This window comes from Rhizobium sp. Root149, assembly GCF_001427345.1.
Taxonomy (GTDB): Bacteria; Pseudomonadota; Alphaproteobacteria; order Rhizobiales; family Rhizobiaceae; genus Neorhizobium; species Neorhizobium rhizoryzae.
Window position 1 is genome coordinate 974,463 of sequence record NZ_LMGD01000012.1, and the last position, 15,231, is coordinate 989,693.

The 15,231-nt window shown below is 56.4% G+C and carries 27 protein-coding genes and 1 pseudogene; all 28 read right to left on the minus strand.

Annotation, left to right across the window (positions count from 1 at the left end):
* Positions 1-4 precede the first annotated feature (4 nt).
* A complete protein-coding gene (gene rplQ / locus ASD54_RS11620; protein WP_062554702.1) occupies positions 5-430 on the minus strand; it encodes a 50S ribosomal protein L17 in 426 nt (141 codons plus the stop codon).
* Positions 431-530: 100 nt separating this feature from the next.
* The gene (locus tag ASD54_RS11625) at positions 531-1,541 is read right to left on the minus strand and encodes a DNA-directed RNA polymerase subunit alpha (RefSeq protein WP_062554820.1); all 1,011 of its coding nucleotides are present in this window, start codon (positions 1,539-1,541) and stop codon (positions 531-533) included.
* Between the two features lie 171 nt (positions 1,542-1,712).
* Positions 1,713-2,102, minus strand: coding sequence for a 30S ribosomal protein S11 (gene rpsK / locus ASD54_RS11630; protein WP_007766864.1), 390 nt, complete (start codon positions 2,100-2,102; stop codon positions 1,713-1,715).
* A 128-nt stretch (positions 2,103-2,230) separates the two neighbouring features.
* Positions 2,231-2,599 carry a 30S ribosomal protein S13 gene (gene rpsM, locus ASD54_RS11635; RefSeq protein WP_062554703.1) on the minus strand — a complete coding sequence of 123 codons (369 nt, stop codon included), beginning with the start codon at positions 2,597-2,599 and terminating at the stop codon, positions 2,231-2,233.
* 241 nt (positions 2,600-2,840) lie between these two features.
* Positions 2,841-3,431, minus strand: coding sequence for an adenylate kinase (locus ASD54_RS11640; protein WP_062554704.1), 591 nt, complete (start codon positions 3,429-3,431; stop codon positions 2,841-2,843).
* A complete protein-coding gene (gene secY / locus ASD54_RS11645) occupies positions 3,428-4,768 on the minus strand; it encodes a preprotein translocase subunit SecY (protein WP_062554705.1) in 1,341 nt (446 codons plus the stop codon). The genes ASD54_RS11640 and secY overlap by 4 nt, the downstream gene beginning before the upstream one ends.
* Before the next feature lie 229 nt (positions 4,769-4,997).
* On the minus strand, positions 4,998-5,468 hold the full coding sequence (rplO, locus tag ASD54_RS11650) for a 50S ribosomal protein L15 (RefSeq protein WP_062554706.1): 471 nt from the start codon (positions 5,466-5,468) through the stop codon (positions 4,998-5,000).
* A gap of 16 nt (positions 5,469-5,484) precedes the next feature.
* Positions 5,485-5,682: a 50S ribosomal protein L30 gene (rpmD, locus tag ASD54_RS11655; protein ID WP_062554707.1), complete on the minus strand. Its 198-nt coding sequence runs from the start codon at positions 5,680-5,682 to the stop codon at positions 5,485-5,487.
* Positions 5,683-5,693: 11 nt separating this feature from the next.
* The gene (gene rpsE, locus ASD54_RS11660; protein WP_062554708.1) at positions 5,694-6,263 is read right to left on the minus strand and encodes a 30S ribosomal protein S5; all 570 of its coding nucleotides are present in this window, start codon (positions 6,261-6,263) and stop codon (positions 5,694-5,696) included.
* A 142-nt stretch (positions 6,264-6,405) separates the two neighbouring features.
* Positions 6,406-6,768, minus strand: coding sequence for a 50S ribosomal protein L18 (gene rplR, locus ASD54_RS11665; RefSeq protein WP_062554709.1), 363 nt, complete (start codon positions 6,766-6,768; stop codon positions 6,406-6,408).
* Between the two features lie 12 nt (positions 6,769-6,780).
* On the minus strand, positions 6,781-7,314 hold the full coding sequence (gene rplF / locus ASD54_RS11670) for a 50S ribosomal protein L6 (RefSeq protein ID WP_062554710.1): 534 nt from the start codon (positions 7,312-7,314) through the stop codon (positions 6,781-6,783).
* A 38-nt stretch (positions 7,315-7,352) separates the two neighbouring features.
* Complete coding sequence (gene rpsH / locus ASD54_RS11675; RefSeq protein ID WP_062554711.1) at positions 7,353-7,751, minus strand: 30S ribosomal protein S8; 399 nt, start codon at positions 7,749-7,751, stop codon at positions 7,353-7,355.
* 13 nt (positions 7,752-7,764) lie between these two features.
* Positions 7,765-8,070 carry a 30S ribosomal protein S14 gene (gene rpsN, locus ASD54_RS11680; RefSeq protein WP_062554712.1) on the minus strand — a complete coding sequence of 102 codons (306 nt, stop codon included), beginning with the start codon at positions 8,068-8,070 and terminating at the stop codon, positions 7,765-7,767.
* A 32-nt stretch (positions 8,071-8,102) separates the two neighbouring features.
* Positions 8,103-8,660, minus strand: coding sequence for a 50S ribosomal protein L5 (gene rplE, locus ASD54_RS11685; protein WP_062554713.1), 558 nt, complete (start codon positions 8,658-8,660; stop codon positions 8,103-8,105).
* The gene (gene rplX, locus ASD54_RS11690) at positions 8,653-8,961 is read right to left on the minus strand and encodes a 50S ribosomal protein L24 (RefSeq protein WP_062554714.1); all 309 of its coding nucleotides are present in this window, start codon (positions 8,959-8,961) and stop codon (positions 8,653-8,655) included. The genes rplE and rplX overlap by 8 nt, the downstream gene beginning before the upstream one ends.
* 14 nt (positions 8,962-8,975) lie before the next feature.
* Positions 8,976-9,344: a 50S ribosomal protein L14 gene (gene rplN / locus ASD54_RS11695; RefSeq protein WP_018328276.1), complete on the minus strand. Its 369-nt coding sequence runs from the start codon at positions 9,342-9,344 to the stop codon at positions 8,976-8,978.
* A gap of 234 nt (positions 9,345-9,578) precedes the next feature.
* Positions 9,579-9,815 carry a 30S ribosomal protein S17 gene (rpsQ, locus tag ASD54_RS11700; RefSeq protein WP_062554715.1) on the minus strand — a complete coding sequence of 79 codons (237 nt, stop codon included), beginning with the start codon at positions 9,813-9,815 and terminating at the stop codon, positions 9,579-9,581.
* Positions 9,816-9,827: 12 nt separating this feature from the next.
* Entirely contained in the window at positions 9,828-10,028 is a 201-nt protein-coding gene (gene rpmC, locus ASD54_RS11705; RefSeq protein WP_007531673.1) for a 50S ribosomal protein L29, read from the minus strand.
* A 12-nt stretch (positions 10,029-10,040) separates the two neighbouring features.
* Positions 10,041-10,454 (minus strand): 50S ribosomal protein L16, encoded by a 414-nt coding sequence (gene rplP / locus ASD54_RS11710; protein WP_062554716.1) that lies wholly within the window; start codon positions 10,452-10,454, stop codon positions 10,041-10,043.
* 37 nt (positions 10,455-10,491) lie between these two features.
* Positions 10,492-11,211: a 30S ribosomal protein S3 gene (gene rpsC / locus ASD54_RS11715; RefSeq protein ID WP_062554717.1), complete on the minus strand. Its 720-nt coding sequence runs from the start codon at positions 11,209-11,211 to the stop codon at positions 10,492-10,494.
* Positions 11,211-11,600: a 50S ribosomal protein L22 gene (gene rplV / locus ASD54_RS11720; protein WP_062554718.1), complete on the minus strand. Its 390-nt coding sequence runs from the start codon at positions 11,598-11,600 to the stop codon at positions 11,211-11,213. Before rplV ends, rpsC begins: the two co-directional genes overlap by 1 nt.
* Positions 11,601-11,602: 2 nt before the next feature.
* Entirely contained in the window at positions 11,603-11,881 is a 279-nt protein-coding gene (gene rpsS, locus ASD54_RS11725) for a 30S ribosomal protein S19 (RefSeq protein WP_062554719.1), read from the minus strand.
* Positions 11,882-11,896: 15 nt separating this feature from the next.
* Positions 11,897-12,733 (minus strand): 50S ribosomal protein L2, encoded by an 837-nt coding sequence (rplB, locus tag ASD54_RS11730; protein ID WP_062554720.1) that lies wholly within the window; start codon positions 12,731-12,733, stop codon positions 11,897-11,899.
* A gap of 17 nt (positions 12,734-12,750) precedes the next feature.
* Positions 12,751-13,044, minus strand: coding sequence for a 50S ribosomal protein L23 (locus ASD54_RS11735; protein ID WP_062554721.1), 294 nt, complete (start codon positions 13,042-13,044; stop codon positions 12,751-12,753).
* Positions 13,041-13,661, minus strand: a complete 621-nt coding sequence (rplD, locus tag ASD54_RS11740) for a 50S ribosomal protein L4 (protein ID WP_062554722.1) — start codon at positions 13,659-13,661, stop codon at positions 13,041-13,043. Before rplD ends, ASD54_RS11735 begins: the two co-directional genes overlap by 4 nt.
* 14 nt (positions 13,662-13,675) lie before the next feature.
* Positions 13,676-14,317, minus strand: coding sequence for a 50S ribosomal protein L3 (rplC, locus tag ASD54_RS11745; protein WP_062554723.1), 642 nt, complete (start codon positions 14,315-14,317; stop codon positions 13,676-13,678).
* A 36-nt stretch (positions 14,318-14,353) separates the two neighbouring features.
* Entirely contained in the window at positions 14,354-14,662 is a 309-nt protein-coding gene (gene rpsJ / locus ASD54_RS11750) for a 30S ribosomal protein S10 (RefSeq protein ID WP_003547547.1), read from the minus strand.
* Positions 14,663-15,086: 424 nt separating this feature from the next.
* Positions 15,087-15,231, minus strand: a pseudogene (tuf, locus tag ASD54_RS26140) (elongation factor Tu); the annotation flags it as partial.

The window sequence follows — 15,231 nt, forward strand, 5'->3', positions numbered from 1 at the left end:
CAAATCAAGCGGCTTCAGCAGCTTCTGCTTCGGCGGCAACGCGAGCCTTGTCGGCAGCGCCCTTGGCATCGACGTCACGCTCGACGAATTCGATGACTGCGAGCGGAGCATTGTCGCCCTGACGGTAGCCAGCCTTCATGATGCGAAGGTAACCGCCGTTGCGCGAAGCGTAGCGGGTTGCGATCGCGTCGAACAGCTTGCGAACGGCGTCCTGATCCTTGATCTGCGAAATCGCTTGGCGACGCGCATGCAGGTCGCCGCGCTTGCCGAGGGTGACCAGCTTTTCAACGATCGGACGAAGGTCCTTTGCCTTCGGCAGGGTCGTTACGATCTGCTCGTGCGTGATGAGCGAAGCAGCCATGTTGGCAAACATTGCCTTGCGGTGGCTGGCGGTGCGGTTGAGCTTGCGGCCGGAATTTTGGTGACGCATCTCGTGTCTCCTTTACTTGCAAGCATTTGCCTGCAGTTTAAATTCGCATTCCATTGAACCAGGTGACGCCCAATCGGCCCCACCTGGAAATGCGTGCGGGTTAGTACTGATCTTCGTAGCGCTTTGCGAGATCTTCGATGTTTTCCGGCGGCCAGGCAGGAACTTCCATACCAAGATGGAGGCCCATGGATGCCAGTACTTCCTTGATCTCGTTCAGCGACTTGCGACCGAAGTTCGGCGTGCGCAGCATTTCCGCCTCGGTCTTCTGGATGAGATCGCCGATGTAGACGATGTTGTCGTTCTTCAAGCAGTTTGCCGAACGGACAGAAAGCTCCAATTCGTCAACCTTCTTGAGAAGCGCCGGATTGAACGCAAGTTCAGTGACGGCTTCTTCCTCAGCTTCCTTCTGCGGCTCGTCGAAGTTGACGAAGACAGACAGCTGGTCCTGAAGAATGCGGGCAGCGAACGCGACAGCGTCTTCACCCGTGACTGAGCCGTTCGTCTCAATCGTCATCGTCAGCTTATCGTAGTCCAGAACCTGTCCTTCGCGGGTGTTTTCCACCTTGTAGGACACCTTCTTGACCGGCGAGTAGAGACTGTCGACCGGGATGAGACCGATCGGCGCGTCTTCTGCACGGTTACGCTCGGCAGGAACATAGCCCTTGCCGTTGTTGACCGTGAATTCCATGCGGATCTCCGCACCGTCATCGAGGGTGCAGATAACGTGATCCGGATTGAGGATTTCGATATCGCCAACCGTCTGGATATCACCAGCCTTGACAACACCTGGACCCTGCTTGCGCACAACCATGCGCTTGGAATCATCGCCATCCATCTTGATGGCAATTTCCTTGATGTTCAGAACGATATCCGTGACATCTTCGCGGACGCCCGGAATAGACGAAAACTCGTGCAGAACACCATCGATCTGGACTGCGGTGACCGCAGCGCCGCGCAGCGACGACAAGAGCACGCGACGCAACGCATTGCCGAGCGTCAGACCGAATCCCCGCTCCAAGGGTTCCGCAACCAGCGTAACCTTGGTACGGCCGGAGGAGCTAAACTCCACCTTGTTCGGCTTGATCAGTTCCTGCCAGTTCTTCTGGATCATATGTTTCAAACCTTCCATTCGCTGCCACTATCCAATCGTGGCAACCGAGCATGAGAAGCACCGATAACAAGCTCATCGGCGTTACGGCAAAGCCGCCAGACCTCAAATCGAAGTCAGGCGGCATCACTCAAACTTAACGAAGGCCCACCATTGCAGACCTCCCTTCACGCATTAGACGCGGCGCTTCTTGCGCGGACGGCAACCATTGTGCGGGATCGGCGTTACGTCGCGGATCGACGTAATCATGAAACCAGCAGCTTGGAGTGCACGCAGAGCAGACTCGCGACCAGAACCGGGACCGCAAACTTCCACCTCCAAAGACTTCATACCGTGTTCCTGGGCCTTCTTGGCGCAGTCTTCGGCAGCAATCTGAGCGGCGAACGGCGTAGACTTACGCGAACCCTTGAAACCCTTTGCACCAGCAGACGACCAGGCAATTGCATTGCCCTGTGCGTCCGTGATCGTGATCATGGTGTTGTTGAAGGTCGAGTTGACGTGCGCAACGCCAGACGTGATGTTTTTGCGTTCGCGACGGCGTACGCGTGTGGCTTCCTTGGCCATGGTATTCCTTTCGTTGATCTCGTCACCGCCGTAGCACCAGCGGCTCCACCAGGGCGAAACTCACCCCAAACTCAAAAAGGAGGCCGATGCAAAGGCACCAACCTCCAAAAATCCGGATCTAACCGAACTTACTTCTTCTTACCAGCGATAGCCTTGGCGGGACCCTTACGCGTGCGCGCATTGGTATGGGTACGCTGACCGCGCACCGGAAGGCCGCGACGATGACGAAGACCGCGATAGCAGCCAAGGTCCATCAGACGCTTGATGTTCATAGCGGTTTCGCGGCGAAGATCGCCCTCAACCTGGTAATCGCGGTCGATCGTTTCACGGATCTGAAGAACTTCAGCATCCGTCAACTGATGTACGCGACGGTCAGCAGCAATGCCGACCTTCTCGACGATTTCCTGCGCAAACTTCGGGCCGATCCCGTGAATATAGGTCAGCGCAATAACAACGCGCTTCGCAGTCGGGATGTTGACGCCAGCGATACGTGCCACGCCTATTCTCCTTGCGTTCCAGTTGCCATCCGGCAAGTGGTGCTTCTTCCATGAGAGCAGCCTCATAAGGCCGCCAGTTCAAATCTCATCCGATATAGTCATAGCGACAAGACCGGACCAAATAGCAGTCCGAGCCAATCGCTATCAAATGTCGCGAGTTGGCGCGGTGTTTAGCGGAATCGGTGCCCAAAAGCAACCGGCCCCGCCAAGATTCTTTAACAACAAACAGCGTTGCACTCAGTCAAGCGGCTGACTTTTCCAGGACGTCTTCAATAGACTTCGTTACGACATCCATATCCGCCATACCATCCAGGACCACCAACTGCCCTTGAGCTGCATAGTACTCGGATAGCGGGGCAGTCTTTTCACGATACTCCACGAGACGCTTGCGGAATGACTCGGGATTGTCGTCGGAACGCACAGTCCCACCTGCAGCAACCGTTTCCGCAACCCTCGATTCGATTCGGCGAACAAGAGCCTCTTCATCGACCTTCAGTTCGATCACAGCATCGAGCGAAATATTCTTCGCTCGAAGGTTTTCCGCCAACGCCTTCGCCTGAGGCACCGTGCGCGGATAGCCGTCAAGGATGAAACCCTTGGCGCAATCCGAGGCCTCGATACGCTCGGACACGATCTGGTTCACGATGTCATCCGATACGAGCCCGCCCGCATCCATGACCGCCTTCGCCTTCTTGCCAATGTCCGACTCAGCCTTAACGGCTGCGCGAAGCATATCTCCTGTGGACAACTGCGGGATGCCATACTTGTCCGTCAGGCGCTTCGCCTGCGTACCCTTCCCCGCTCCCGGCGGTCCCAAAAAGATCAGTCTCATCGTCCCCTCTTTCCTCCACGCAACTTGGACTTCTTGATCAGTCCCTCATATTGCTGAGCAATGAGGTGACCCTGAATCTGTGCTACCGTATCAAGGGTAACACTGACAACGATCAAAAGCGAAGTACCACCAAGGGCTAATGGGATCCCGGTCCGCGCAATCAGTGTCTCAGGCAGAATGCACACGAAAACGAGATACACCGCACCGACGACCGTGATTCTTGTCAGGACGTAATCGATGTATTCCGCGGTCCGCTCGCCAGGACGGATGCCAGGAATGAAGCCGCCATGCTTCTTGAGATTGTCCGCCGTGTCTTTCGGATTGAAGACAATTGCCGTGTAGAAAAAGGCAAAGAAGGCAATCAGCAAGCCATAGAAGAGCATGAACAATGGTTGACCATGCTGGAGCGAGGCAATGATTGCCGTTGCCCAGGTCGGGAGGCTTGTATTTCCAGCGAAGCCGGCCGCAGTCGCAGGCAGAAGCAACAGGGACGATGCAAAAATTGCCGGAATGACGCCAGAGGTATTGAGCTTCAGAGGAAGGTGCGACGTATCACCCTGGAACATGCGGTTCCCGACCTGACGCTTCGGATACTGGATAAGCAAGCGGCGCTGCGCACGCTCCACAAACACGATCAGAGCAATCACACCGATTGCGACGACCACCACAGTGAGAATCAATGCTGTGGACAACGCGCCTGTACGACCCAGCTCAAGCGTGCCCGCCAATGCAGTCGGCAGGCCTGCAGCAATGCCGGCGAAGATGATCAAGGAAATGCCGTTGCCAATCCCGCGTGATGTGATCTGTTCGCCAAGCCACATCAGGAACATGGTGCCCCCGAGCAGCGTCACCACAGTCGAAATTCGGAAAAACCAACCTGGATCCAGAACGATGCCGTTTCCGCCTTCAAGACCGACGGCAATGCCGTAAGCTTGAAGCGTTCCGAGCAGAACAGTACCGTACCGCGTGTACTGGTTGATGATCTTCCGGCCCTGCTCGCCTTCCTTCTTGAGGTTCTCGAGCGACGGAACAACCGACGTCATCAGCTGTACAATGATGGAGGCAGAAATGTACGGCATGATGCCCAGGGCAAAGATCGCCATACGCTGAACGGCGCCGCCTGCAAACATGTTGAACAGACCAAGAATACCCCCGGCCTGTCCTTTGAATGCCTGTGCATAGGCTTCCGGATTAAGGCCCGGAAGTGGGATATGTGTCCCAAGACGATAGACAAGAAGCGCAGCCAGCGTAAACCACAGGCGCTTCTTCAGGTCCGTTGCCTTCGAGAAAGTAGAAAAGTTCAGATTCGAGGCCAGTTGCTCAGCTGCAGATGCCATGCCTATCTCCGCCTGACCAGTTCCGCCGGCCAAACAGGCTCCAGGCAGAAAGCAGTCTCATTTCCAATTTCAGAAAATCGGGAGATGGAAGGTGCAGAAACCAATCTCGACGCCCCACCCCATTTTCCGTTACACCCCGGCTAAACGCCGCGTCCCGCCGGGTTCGTGAGGCCCACATATGGGAGCAAAATCGCCCGGTGTGAAGCACCCCGGGCGATTCATCGACACATTATTCAGCAGCAACTTCTGGAAGCTTGATGGAACCGCCAGCCTTTTCAATCTTCTCTACAGCCGCCTTGGAAGCGCCTGCAGCCTTGATCGAAACCTTCGCCTTCAGTTCGCCGTCTGCGAGAATACGAACGCCATCCTTTTCACGACGGATCACGCCAGCAGCCTTCAAGGAAGCAGCGTCGATCGTCGCGGACGCGTCCAGCTTCTTCGCATCAATCGCAGCCTGGATCCGGCCAAGCGATACAATGACGAAGTCAGACGAGAAGATGTTGTTGAAGCCACGCTTGGGCAGACGACGGTAGATTGGCATCTGACCGCCTTCGAAACCGTTGATAGCAACGCCAGAACGAGCCTTCTGACCCTTGACGCCGCGTCCACCAGTCTTGCCCTTGCCCGAACCAATACCGCGACCTACGCGAATACGGTCCTTGCTGGAGCCTTCGTTGTCTTTGATTTCGTTAAGTTTCATGGTTCCTACTCCCGTCTCACTTCTCGTCGACGACGCGAACGAGATGCTGGACAGACCGGATCATGCCACGAACTGATGGAGTGTCTTCCAGAGTCCGAACCCGGTGCATCTTGTTAAGGCCGAGACCGATCAGCGTCTGACGCTGAACAGAAGGCCGGCGAATGGGGCTACCGATCTGCTCGACCGTAACCGTCTTCTTGGTTTCGTTAGCCATCAAACAGCTCCTTATTCTTCCGCTGCATTGCCGGAAGCGGCACGGCGAGCCTGAAGCGTAGCATACTTGATGCCGCGCTGTGCTGCGATGTCCTTCGGATGCACCTGGTGCTTCAAGGCGTCGAACGTAGCGCGAACCATGTTGTAAGGGTTCGACGAACCAGTCGACTTTGCAACAACGTCATGAACGCCCAGCGTTTCGAAAACGGCACGCATTGGACCGCCAGCGATGATTCCGGTACCGGCCTTGGCCGAACGAAGCAGAACCTTACCAGCGCCATGGCGACCATTCACATCGTGATGCAATGTACGGCCGTCGCGCAGCGGGACGAAAATCAGATCGCGCTTGGCAGCTTCCGTTGCCTTGCGGATCGCTTCCGGCACTTCGCGAGCCTTGCCGTGACCAAAGCCAACCCGGCCCTTCTGATCGCCGACAACGACCAGGGCGGCAAAGCCGAAACGACGGCCACCCTTAACAACTTTGGCAACGCGGTTGATAGCTACCAGCTTATCAACGAACTCGCTGTCGCGCTCTTCGCGGCTCTGACGCTCTTCGCGCGAGCCTCTCTTTTCCTGTGCCATTTTCCTGTTCCTTTTTCTTTTCCGGTACAAACGGCAGACTTCGAAAAGCCGACCAAACGCCCGTCAGGGAATCTGGTCGGCCAGTGATGAGTGGCCTCTTAAGCCAAAACGACCGATCCGTGAAGACCGGTCGTCGCATTTATTAGAACGCCAGACCGCCTTCGCGAGCAGCGTCCGCAAGAGCCTTGATACGGCCGTGGTAGATGAACGCACCACGATCGAATACGACTTCCTTGACGCCCGCGGCAACCGCACGCTCGGCAACGAGCTTACCGACTGCTGCAGCTGCAGCAGTGTCGGCGCCGGTCTTCAGAGACGTACGCAAGCCACCATCAAGCGTGGAAGCCGCAGCAAGTGTGCGACCAGCCACATCATCAATGATCTGGGCATAGATGTTCTTCGACGAGCGATGAACCGACAGACGCGGGCGACCGTTAGCGACCGCCTTAATCTGGCGACGAACACGGCTCGCGCGCTTTGCAAGTGCTTCTTTCCTGCTAGCCATTTCGCGTCAACCTTACTTCTTCTTGCCTTCCTTGCGGACGATCCGTTCTTCAGCGTACTTGACGCCCTTGCCCTTGTAGGGCTCCGGACCGCGGTATTCGCGGATTTCCGCTGCAACCTGACCGACCTGCTGCTTATTGATGCCAGTGACGACGATTTCCGTCGGCTTCGGCACGGCAATAGTGATACCCTGCGGCGGCTCATAGACCACATCGTGGCTGAAGCCGAGCGAGAGCTGCAGGTTCTTGCCCTGCATGGCGGCGCGGTAACCAACGCCGTTGATTTCGAGCTTCCGCTCAAAACCGTCCTTCACACCCTTGAAGATGTTCTCGATCATCGTGCGGGACATGCCCCACTTTGCGCGAGCATCCTTCGTGTCGGTTACCGGAGCAACAGACACTGCGTTATTTTCGAAAGAAAGCTTTACTTCGTCATTTGCTACGAAGATCAGCTCGCCCTTCGGACCCTTTGCCGTGACCGTCTGTCCTTCGACAGAGGCCGTAACACCAGCGGGAACCTGAACGGGCTTTTTACCGATACGAGACATAGTTCAATCCTGTCTGTCCGTTAGAGATCCTGCTGGCCTTAGAAGACCGAGCAGAGAACCTCACCACCTACGTTCTGTTCGCGCGCCTGATGATCGGCCATCACGCCCTTCGGAGTGGAAAGGATGGTGATGCCGAGGCCGTTCGCGACCTGCGGAATAGACTTAACCGAAACGTAAACGCGCCGGCCAGGCTTGGAAACGCGGCCAATTTCGCGAATTACGGAAGCACCTTCGTAGTACTTCAGCTCGATTTCAATCTCGGACTTGCCGTCGCCGTGATCGACCTGCGTGTAGCCGCGGATATAACCCTCAGCCTGCAGAACGTCGAGAACGCGAACGCGCAGCTTCGAAGCCGGCGTCGTAACGGAAGACTTGCGACGGGCAGCGCCGTTGCGGATACGTGTGAGCATATCGCCCAGAGGATCAGTCATGGTCATGTTAACCGTCTCCTTACCAGCTGGACTTCACAACGCCCGGAACCTTGCCCAGATTACCGAGTTCGCGCAGGGCGATACGGGACATCTTGAGCTTCCGGTAGAAGGCACGCGGACGACCGGTGACTTCGCAGCGATTGCGGATGCGGGTCTTGGAACCATCGCGCGGCAACGAAGCGAGCTTCAAGGTAGCCTTGAAACGCTCTTCGATCGGCAGGTCCTGTTTCATGATGATCGCCTTCAAAGCAGCGCGCTTCGCTGCCTGGTTGGCGACCGTCTTGCGGCGGCGCTTGTTCTTTTCGATTGCGCTTGTCTTCGCCATATCGAGTTCCTTTTCTACGCTCGTCGTTACGGTTACTGACGGAACGGGAAGTTGAACTCTTTCAGAAGAGCCCGTGCTTCGTCGTCCGTGTTTGCCGTCGTGCAAACGATGATGTCCATGCCCCACATCTGATCAACCTTATCGTAGTTGATCTCAGGGAACACGATGTGCTCTTTGATGCCCATGGCGAAGTTGCCACGGCCGTCAAAGCTCTTCGGATTCAGACCGCGGAAGTCGCGAACGCGCGGAAGCGCGATGTTGACCAGACGATCCAGGAATTCGTACATGCGAGCGCCGCGCAGAGTTACCTTTGCGCCAATCGGCATGTTTTCACGCACCTTGAAGCCTGCAATCGAATTGCGGGCACGCGTGATGACCGGCTTCTGACCGGCGATCGCAGCCAGATCGGCAGCAGCGATCGTGGGCTTCTTCGAATCGGCAGTCGCTTCACCAACACCCATGTTGATGACGATCTTGTCGATCTTCGGAATCTGCATTTCGTTGGCGTAGGAGAACTGCTCCAGAAGCGCCTTACGGATACGAGAAACGTACTCCGTCTTCAGACGGGGCTCGTACTTGTTCTCAGCCATCGATCACATCTCCCGTACGCTTGGCTACACGGACCTTCTTGCCATCGACAACGCTAAAGCCAACACGTGTGGGCTTTCCGTCCTTCGCGACGATCGCGATGTTCGACAGATGGATCGAAGCTTCCTTGTTGATGATGCCAGCTTCCTGGGTCTGGGTCTGGCGCTGATGGCGCTTTACCATATTGATCCCACGGACCACCGCACGGTCTTCCTTCGGCAGCACCTGTACTACTTCACCGGTACGGCCCTTGTCCTTACCGGCAATAACGACAACGTTGTCGCCTTTACGAATCTTCTGCATGGCTATCCGCTCCCTTAGAGTACTTCCGGAGCCAGCGAGATGATCTTCATATGGTTCTTGGCGCGAAGTTCGCGCGGAACCGGTCCGAAGATACGGGTGCCGATGGGCTCTTTCTTGTTGTCGATGAGGACCGCTGCGTTGTTATCGAAGCGAATCACGCTGCCGTCCGGGCGGCGGATGTCCTTTGCGGTGCGAACAACGACGGCTTTCATAACGTCGCCCTTCTTCACGCGGCCGCGCGGAATAGCTTCCTTGATGGAGACGACGATAATGTCGCCTACGGAAGCATACTTACGCTTTGAGCCGCCCAGCACCTTGATGCACATGACACGACGCGCGCCGGAATTATCGGCAACGTCGAGGTTTGTTTGCATCTGAATCATGTCAGGTCGCCTTCTCGTAATGACTGAAACGGTTGGGCATGCGCCCCCTATTCCAGCTCAATGACATACTTATTTTCGCGCGAGGTGGGTTCTTGCCAAGGTGGTTTCCTGACCAGGACCTTCCCTGCGCTTCAAAGCAAAAGAACGTCCGCGAGTACGGACGTCCTGCGCCAATGCGCTGCTTCATACAGAATTCTACGGCAGACGCAAGGGCCTGCCGTAGTTTCCTGCAAATTAAGCCTGGGCGGCGATAACCGTCCAGCACTTATCCTTGGAAATCGGCGCACACTCCTGAATGGAGACGACATCGCCGACCTTGTATTGATTGTTTTCGTCGTGGGCCTTGTACTTCTTCGAACGACGAACTGTCTTCTGAAGCAGCGGGTGAGCGAAACGACGCTCAACCCGGACCACAACGGTCTTTTCGTTCTTGTCGCTGACCACGACGCCCTGCAGAATGCGCTTCGGCATATTATTCTTCCCTTAGGCCTTTGCTTCTGCCGCCTTCTGGCGGGCAATGGTTTTTACGCGAGCGATGTCCTTACGAACTTCGTTGATGCGCGAGGACTTCTCAAGCTGGCCCGTCGCCTTCTGAAAGCGCAGGTTGAACTGCTCCTTCTTCAGGTCTGCGAGCTTGTCCTTGAGCTGGTCGGCCGTGAGGCCGCGAACTTCTTCGGCTTTCATGTGCCTAACCCCTTACTCTGCGATGCGCTGTACGAAGCGCGTCTTAACCGAGAGCTTGGCAGCGCCGAGACGAAGTGCCTCGCGTGCGATATCCTCGGATACACCATCGATTTCGAACATCATTCGACCAGGCTTGACCTTGCAAGCCCAGTACTCGACAGAACCTTTACCCTTACCCATACGAACTTCGGTCGGCTTTGCAGTGACCGGAGTGTCAGGGAAAACGCGGATCCAGACACGGCCTGCGCGCTTCATGTAGCGAGTGATCGCGCGGCGAGCCGCTTCGATCTCACGTGCATTCACGCGGTTAGGCTCCTGAGCCTTAAGGCCGAATTCGCCGAATGCCAGGTCGAAACCGCCCTTGGCAACGCCCTTGATGCGACCCTTGAACTGCTTGCGATACTTGGTACGCTTTGGCTGCAACATTTTCTTATTCCTCGAACTTATCTTTCGCCAGCGCTAATCAAGCGTTCTCGCGACGACGATCGCGGTCACGGCTTGCCGGACCCTGAGCATCACCTTCGAGAGCACGGCGTTCAGAAGCCATCGGATCATGCTCAAGGATTTCGCCCTTGAAGATCCAGACCTTGATGCCGCAGATACCGAACGCGGTTTCAGCTTCCGCCGTACCGTAGTCGATGTCTGCGCGCAGCGTATGAAGCGGAACGCGGCCTTCGCGGTACCATTCGGTACGAGCGATTTCAGCGCCACCAAGACGACCTGCGCAGGTGATCTTGATGCCTTCCGCGCCCAGACGCATAGCCGACTGAACGGCACGCTTCATAGCACGACGAAAAGCAACGCGGCGTTCAAGCTGCTGAGCAATCGACTGCGCAACGAGTGTTGCGTCAACTTCTGGCTTGCGAACTTCAACGATGTTGAGGTGCGTTTCAGACGATGTCATGTCGGAAAGCTTCTTGCGAAGCTTTTCGATGTCAGCGCCCTTCTTGCCGATGATGAGACCCGGACGAGCAGAGTGGATCGTAACCCGGCACTTCTTGTGCGGACGCTCGATGACCACCTTTGCAATGCCGGCCTGCTTCAGTTCCGACATGAGGTAGGCCCGGATCTTCAGGTCTTCATGAAGAAGCTGGCCGTACTCCGCATTGTCGGCGAACCAACGGCTATCCCAAGTACGGTTGATGCCGAGGCGGAAGCCGATTGGATTGATTTTCTGACCCATTATGCGGCCTCCCCTTTTTCCTCGACTTCGCGCACGACGATCGTGAGGTGCGCGTAGGGCTTTTCAATGCGGGAAGCACGACCGCGACCACGAGCGTGGAAACGCTTCATGACGATCGACTTGCCAACATAGGCCTCAGCAACGACGAGCGAGTCGACGTCGAGGTCGTGGTTGTTTTCTGCGTTCGCGATAGCAGACTCCAGGGTCTTCTTCACGGTGCCAGCGATGCGCTTGCGGGAGAACTCGAGTTCTGCCAGGGCGCGCTCGACCTTCTTACCACGGATCATGGCAGCAACAAGGTTGAGCTTCTGCGGGCTGACGCGAAGCGTACGGGCTACAGCCTGCGCTTCGTTGTCCTTCAGCCGGCGTTCGGTCTTTGCCTTCGCCATGATTACTTCCTCTTCGCCTTCTTGTCCGCACCGTGACCGTAATAGGTCCGGGTCGGAGAGAATTCACCAAACTTGTGACCGACCATGTCTTCGTTGACACTGACCGGCACATGCTTGTTGCCGTTGTAGACGCCGAACGTCAAACCGACGAACTGAGGAAGAATCGTGGAGCGACGGCTCCAGATCTTGATTACTTCGCTTCGGCCGCCTTCACGAACCTTCTCAGCCTTCTTGAGAAGATAGCCGTCAACAAACGGGCCTTTCCAAACTGAACGAGCCATTCCTGACTACCTCTCTTACTTCTTCTTCAAGTGGCGCGAGCGCATGATGAACTTGTCCGTGGACTTGTTCGAACGAGTGCGCTTGCCCTTCGTCGGCTTGCCCCAAGGCGAAACCGGATGACGGCCACCAGAGGTACGGCCTTCACCACCACCGTGCGGGTGATCGACAGGGTTCATGACAACGCCTCGGTTGTGCGGGGTCTTGCCGCGCCAACGCGTACGACCAGCCTTACCGTCGTTGATGTTGCCGTGGTCCGGGTTGGAAACCGCGCCAACAGACGCAAGGCAAGTGCCATGCACCAAGCGCTGCTCGCCCGAGTTCAGGCGAAGGATCGCCATGCCCTGGTCACGACCAACGAGCTGGACGTAGGTACCAGCGGAACGAGCGATCTGACCGCCCTTGCCTGGCTTCATCTCAACGTTGTGGAGAATGGAACCAACCGGGATGTACTGAAGCGGCATCGTGTTGCCGGGCTTCACGTCTACAGCCTTGTCGGAAGCAATGACCTTATCGCCCACAGCGAGACGCTGCGGAGCAATGATGTAGGCCTGCTCGCCGTCGGCGTAGCTGATCAGCGCGATGAACGCGGTGCGGTTAGGGTCGTACTCAAGACGCTCGACAGTACCTTCAACGTCGAACTTGCGACGCTTGAAGTCTACCAGACGGTAGGTACGCTTGTGACCGCCGCCGATGAAGCGAGCAGTAATACGACCAAGGTTGTTACGGCCGCCGCTCTTGGAGAGGCCTTCCGTCAACGCCTTGACCGGCTTGCCCTTCCAGAGGCCAGAGCGGTCGACGATAACCAGCTGACGCTGGCTTGGGGTCGTCGGGTTAAAGCTTTTCAATGCCATTGTTCTTGTTCCCTACCTCAGACGCCCGTCGAAACGTCGATGGACTGACCGTCGGCAAGCGTGACGATCGCCTTCTTGACGTCCTTCTGCTTACCGATAAAGCCGCGGAACCGCTTGGTCTTGCCAAGGCGAACGAGCGTATTGACGGCCTTAACCTTGACGCCAAAGAGAGCTTCGACAGCAGCCTTGATTTCAGGCTTCGACGCATCCTTGGCGACGTTGAAGACGACCTGGTTCTGTTCAGAGAGCAGCGTCGACTTTTCCGTGATCGAAGGAGATACGATCACATCATAGTGGCGAAGATCTGTCATTTGAACCGCTCCTCCAGAGCTTCAACCGCAGCCTTGGACAGCACGAGCTTGCCACGACGCAGGATATCGTAAACGTTGATGCCCTGAACCGGCAGAACGTCGATGTTCGGAATGTTCTGAGCAGCGAGCTTGAAGTTGTTGTCCAGTTCAGCACCGCCAACAACGAGAGCGTTCGTCAGGCCGAGAGAAGCCAGCGTACCAGCAACGATCTTGGTCTTAGCTTCAGAAGCAACGAGCTGATCAACGATGATCAGGTCTTCTGCCTTCAGCTTCGCCGAGAGCGCGTGACGCAGTGCCAATGCACGAACCTTCTTGGGTAGGTCATGTTCATGGCTGCGAACAACCGGACCATGAGCCTTACCACCGCCACGGAACTGCGGAGCACGAGCGGAATGGTGACGAGCGCGACCCGTACCCTTCTGCTTGTACATCTTAGAACCGGTGCGAGCGACCTCGGAACGGCCCTTGGACTTGTGAGTGCCCTGCTGCTTCTTTGCAAGCTGCCAACGCACCATACGTGCCAGGATATCCTGGCGCGGATCGAGGCCAAAGATCTCGTCAGAAAGGGAGACCTTGCCAGCGTCCGTACCCTCAAGGGTCTTGACGTTGAATTCCATGTTATTAGGCTCCCTTACTTCGCAGCCGACTTGATGGCGTCGCGGACGATAATCCAGGCGCCCTTGGAGCCGGGAACGGCACCCTTGACCAGGATCAGACCACGATCTTCATCGGTAGACACGACTTCCAGGTTCTGGGTCGTTACGCGAGTCTGGCCCATATGACCAGCCATGCGCTTGCCCTTCCAGACCTTGCCCGGATCCTGGTTGTTACCGGTCGAACCGTGCGAACGGTGCGATACGGAAACACCGTGAGTCGCGCGCAAACCACCGAAGTTGTGACGCTTCATGGCACCGGCAAAACCCTTACCGATCGTCGTACCAGTCACATCGACCAGCTGACCTGCGGTGAAGTGGCTAGGGGAAACCGTAGCACCAACGTCGATGAGATTGTCTGCATCAACGCGAAATTCGACAACCTTCTGCTTAGGCTCAACCTGAGCTACAGCAAAATGGCCACGAAGAGCCTTGCTTGTATTCTTTACCTTCGCCTGGCCTGCACCAAGCTGAACAGCCGTGTAGCCATTCTTTTCGTCTGTGCGGTGGGCAACGACCTGGCAGTTCTCGACACGGAGAACCGTGACTGGAACATGCTCGCCAGCGTCATTGTAGACGCGGGTCATTCCGACCTTCTGTGCAATTACACCTGAACGCATCGGTTCAATCCTTCTCACTCAGCCCGAGGGCAGACCTCAGAGCTTGATTTCCACGTCTACGCCTGCGGCGAGATCGAGCTTCATCAGCGCGTCTACCGTCTGCGGGGTGGGATCCACGATATCGAGCAAGCGCTTATGAGTGCGCATTTCGAACTGCTCGCGGCTCTTCTTATCAATGTGAGGGGACCGGTTTACCGTAAACTTCTCGATGCGAGTCGGAAGCGGAACGGGGCCCCGGACGCTAGCACCGGTGCGCTTCGCCGTCGACACGATCTCGCGCGTAGAAGCGTCGAGAATACGATGATCGAATGCCTTCAGGCGAATGCGGATATTTTGGCCGTTCATTCGACGTTATCCTTGTTCTAACTTGACCCAATACTGACAAGCAGCATGGGGCGTTTCTATCTAAAGGCGGACCACCGGTGTCAAAGATCGAGGATGACCAAACTGATCATCATCCACTCTTCGGGCCCAAGGGCCCACCTTTTGGATTATTGGACCTGCAAAAAACGAAGCAGGTCGGAAATCGCGCTCGCGCGCCATTTGCAACATTTTAATGTCATACGCAAGCCCCTAAGAGGGCTTGCACACGATTATTTCAAACCTCCAAGCGAGGAGATCAAGTCCCCTCGCCTGGTATGACCACTCGCTGATCGAATTAGTCGATGATCGAAGCAACGATGCCGGCGCCGCCTGCAAAGCGCGCTTGCGCGACTTTGCAATCTTTATCAACGTCGGCAGCTTTCGGATCGCTGCCCCGGATCATCGATTACTCGATGATCGAAGCGACGATGCCGGCGCCGACGGTACGGCCGCCTTCGCGGATCGCGAAGCGCAGCTTTTCTTCCATCGCGATCGGAACGATCAGCTCAACGTCAACGGTTACGTTGTCGCCAGGCATAACCATTTCCGTG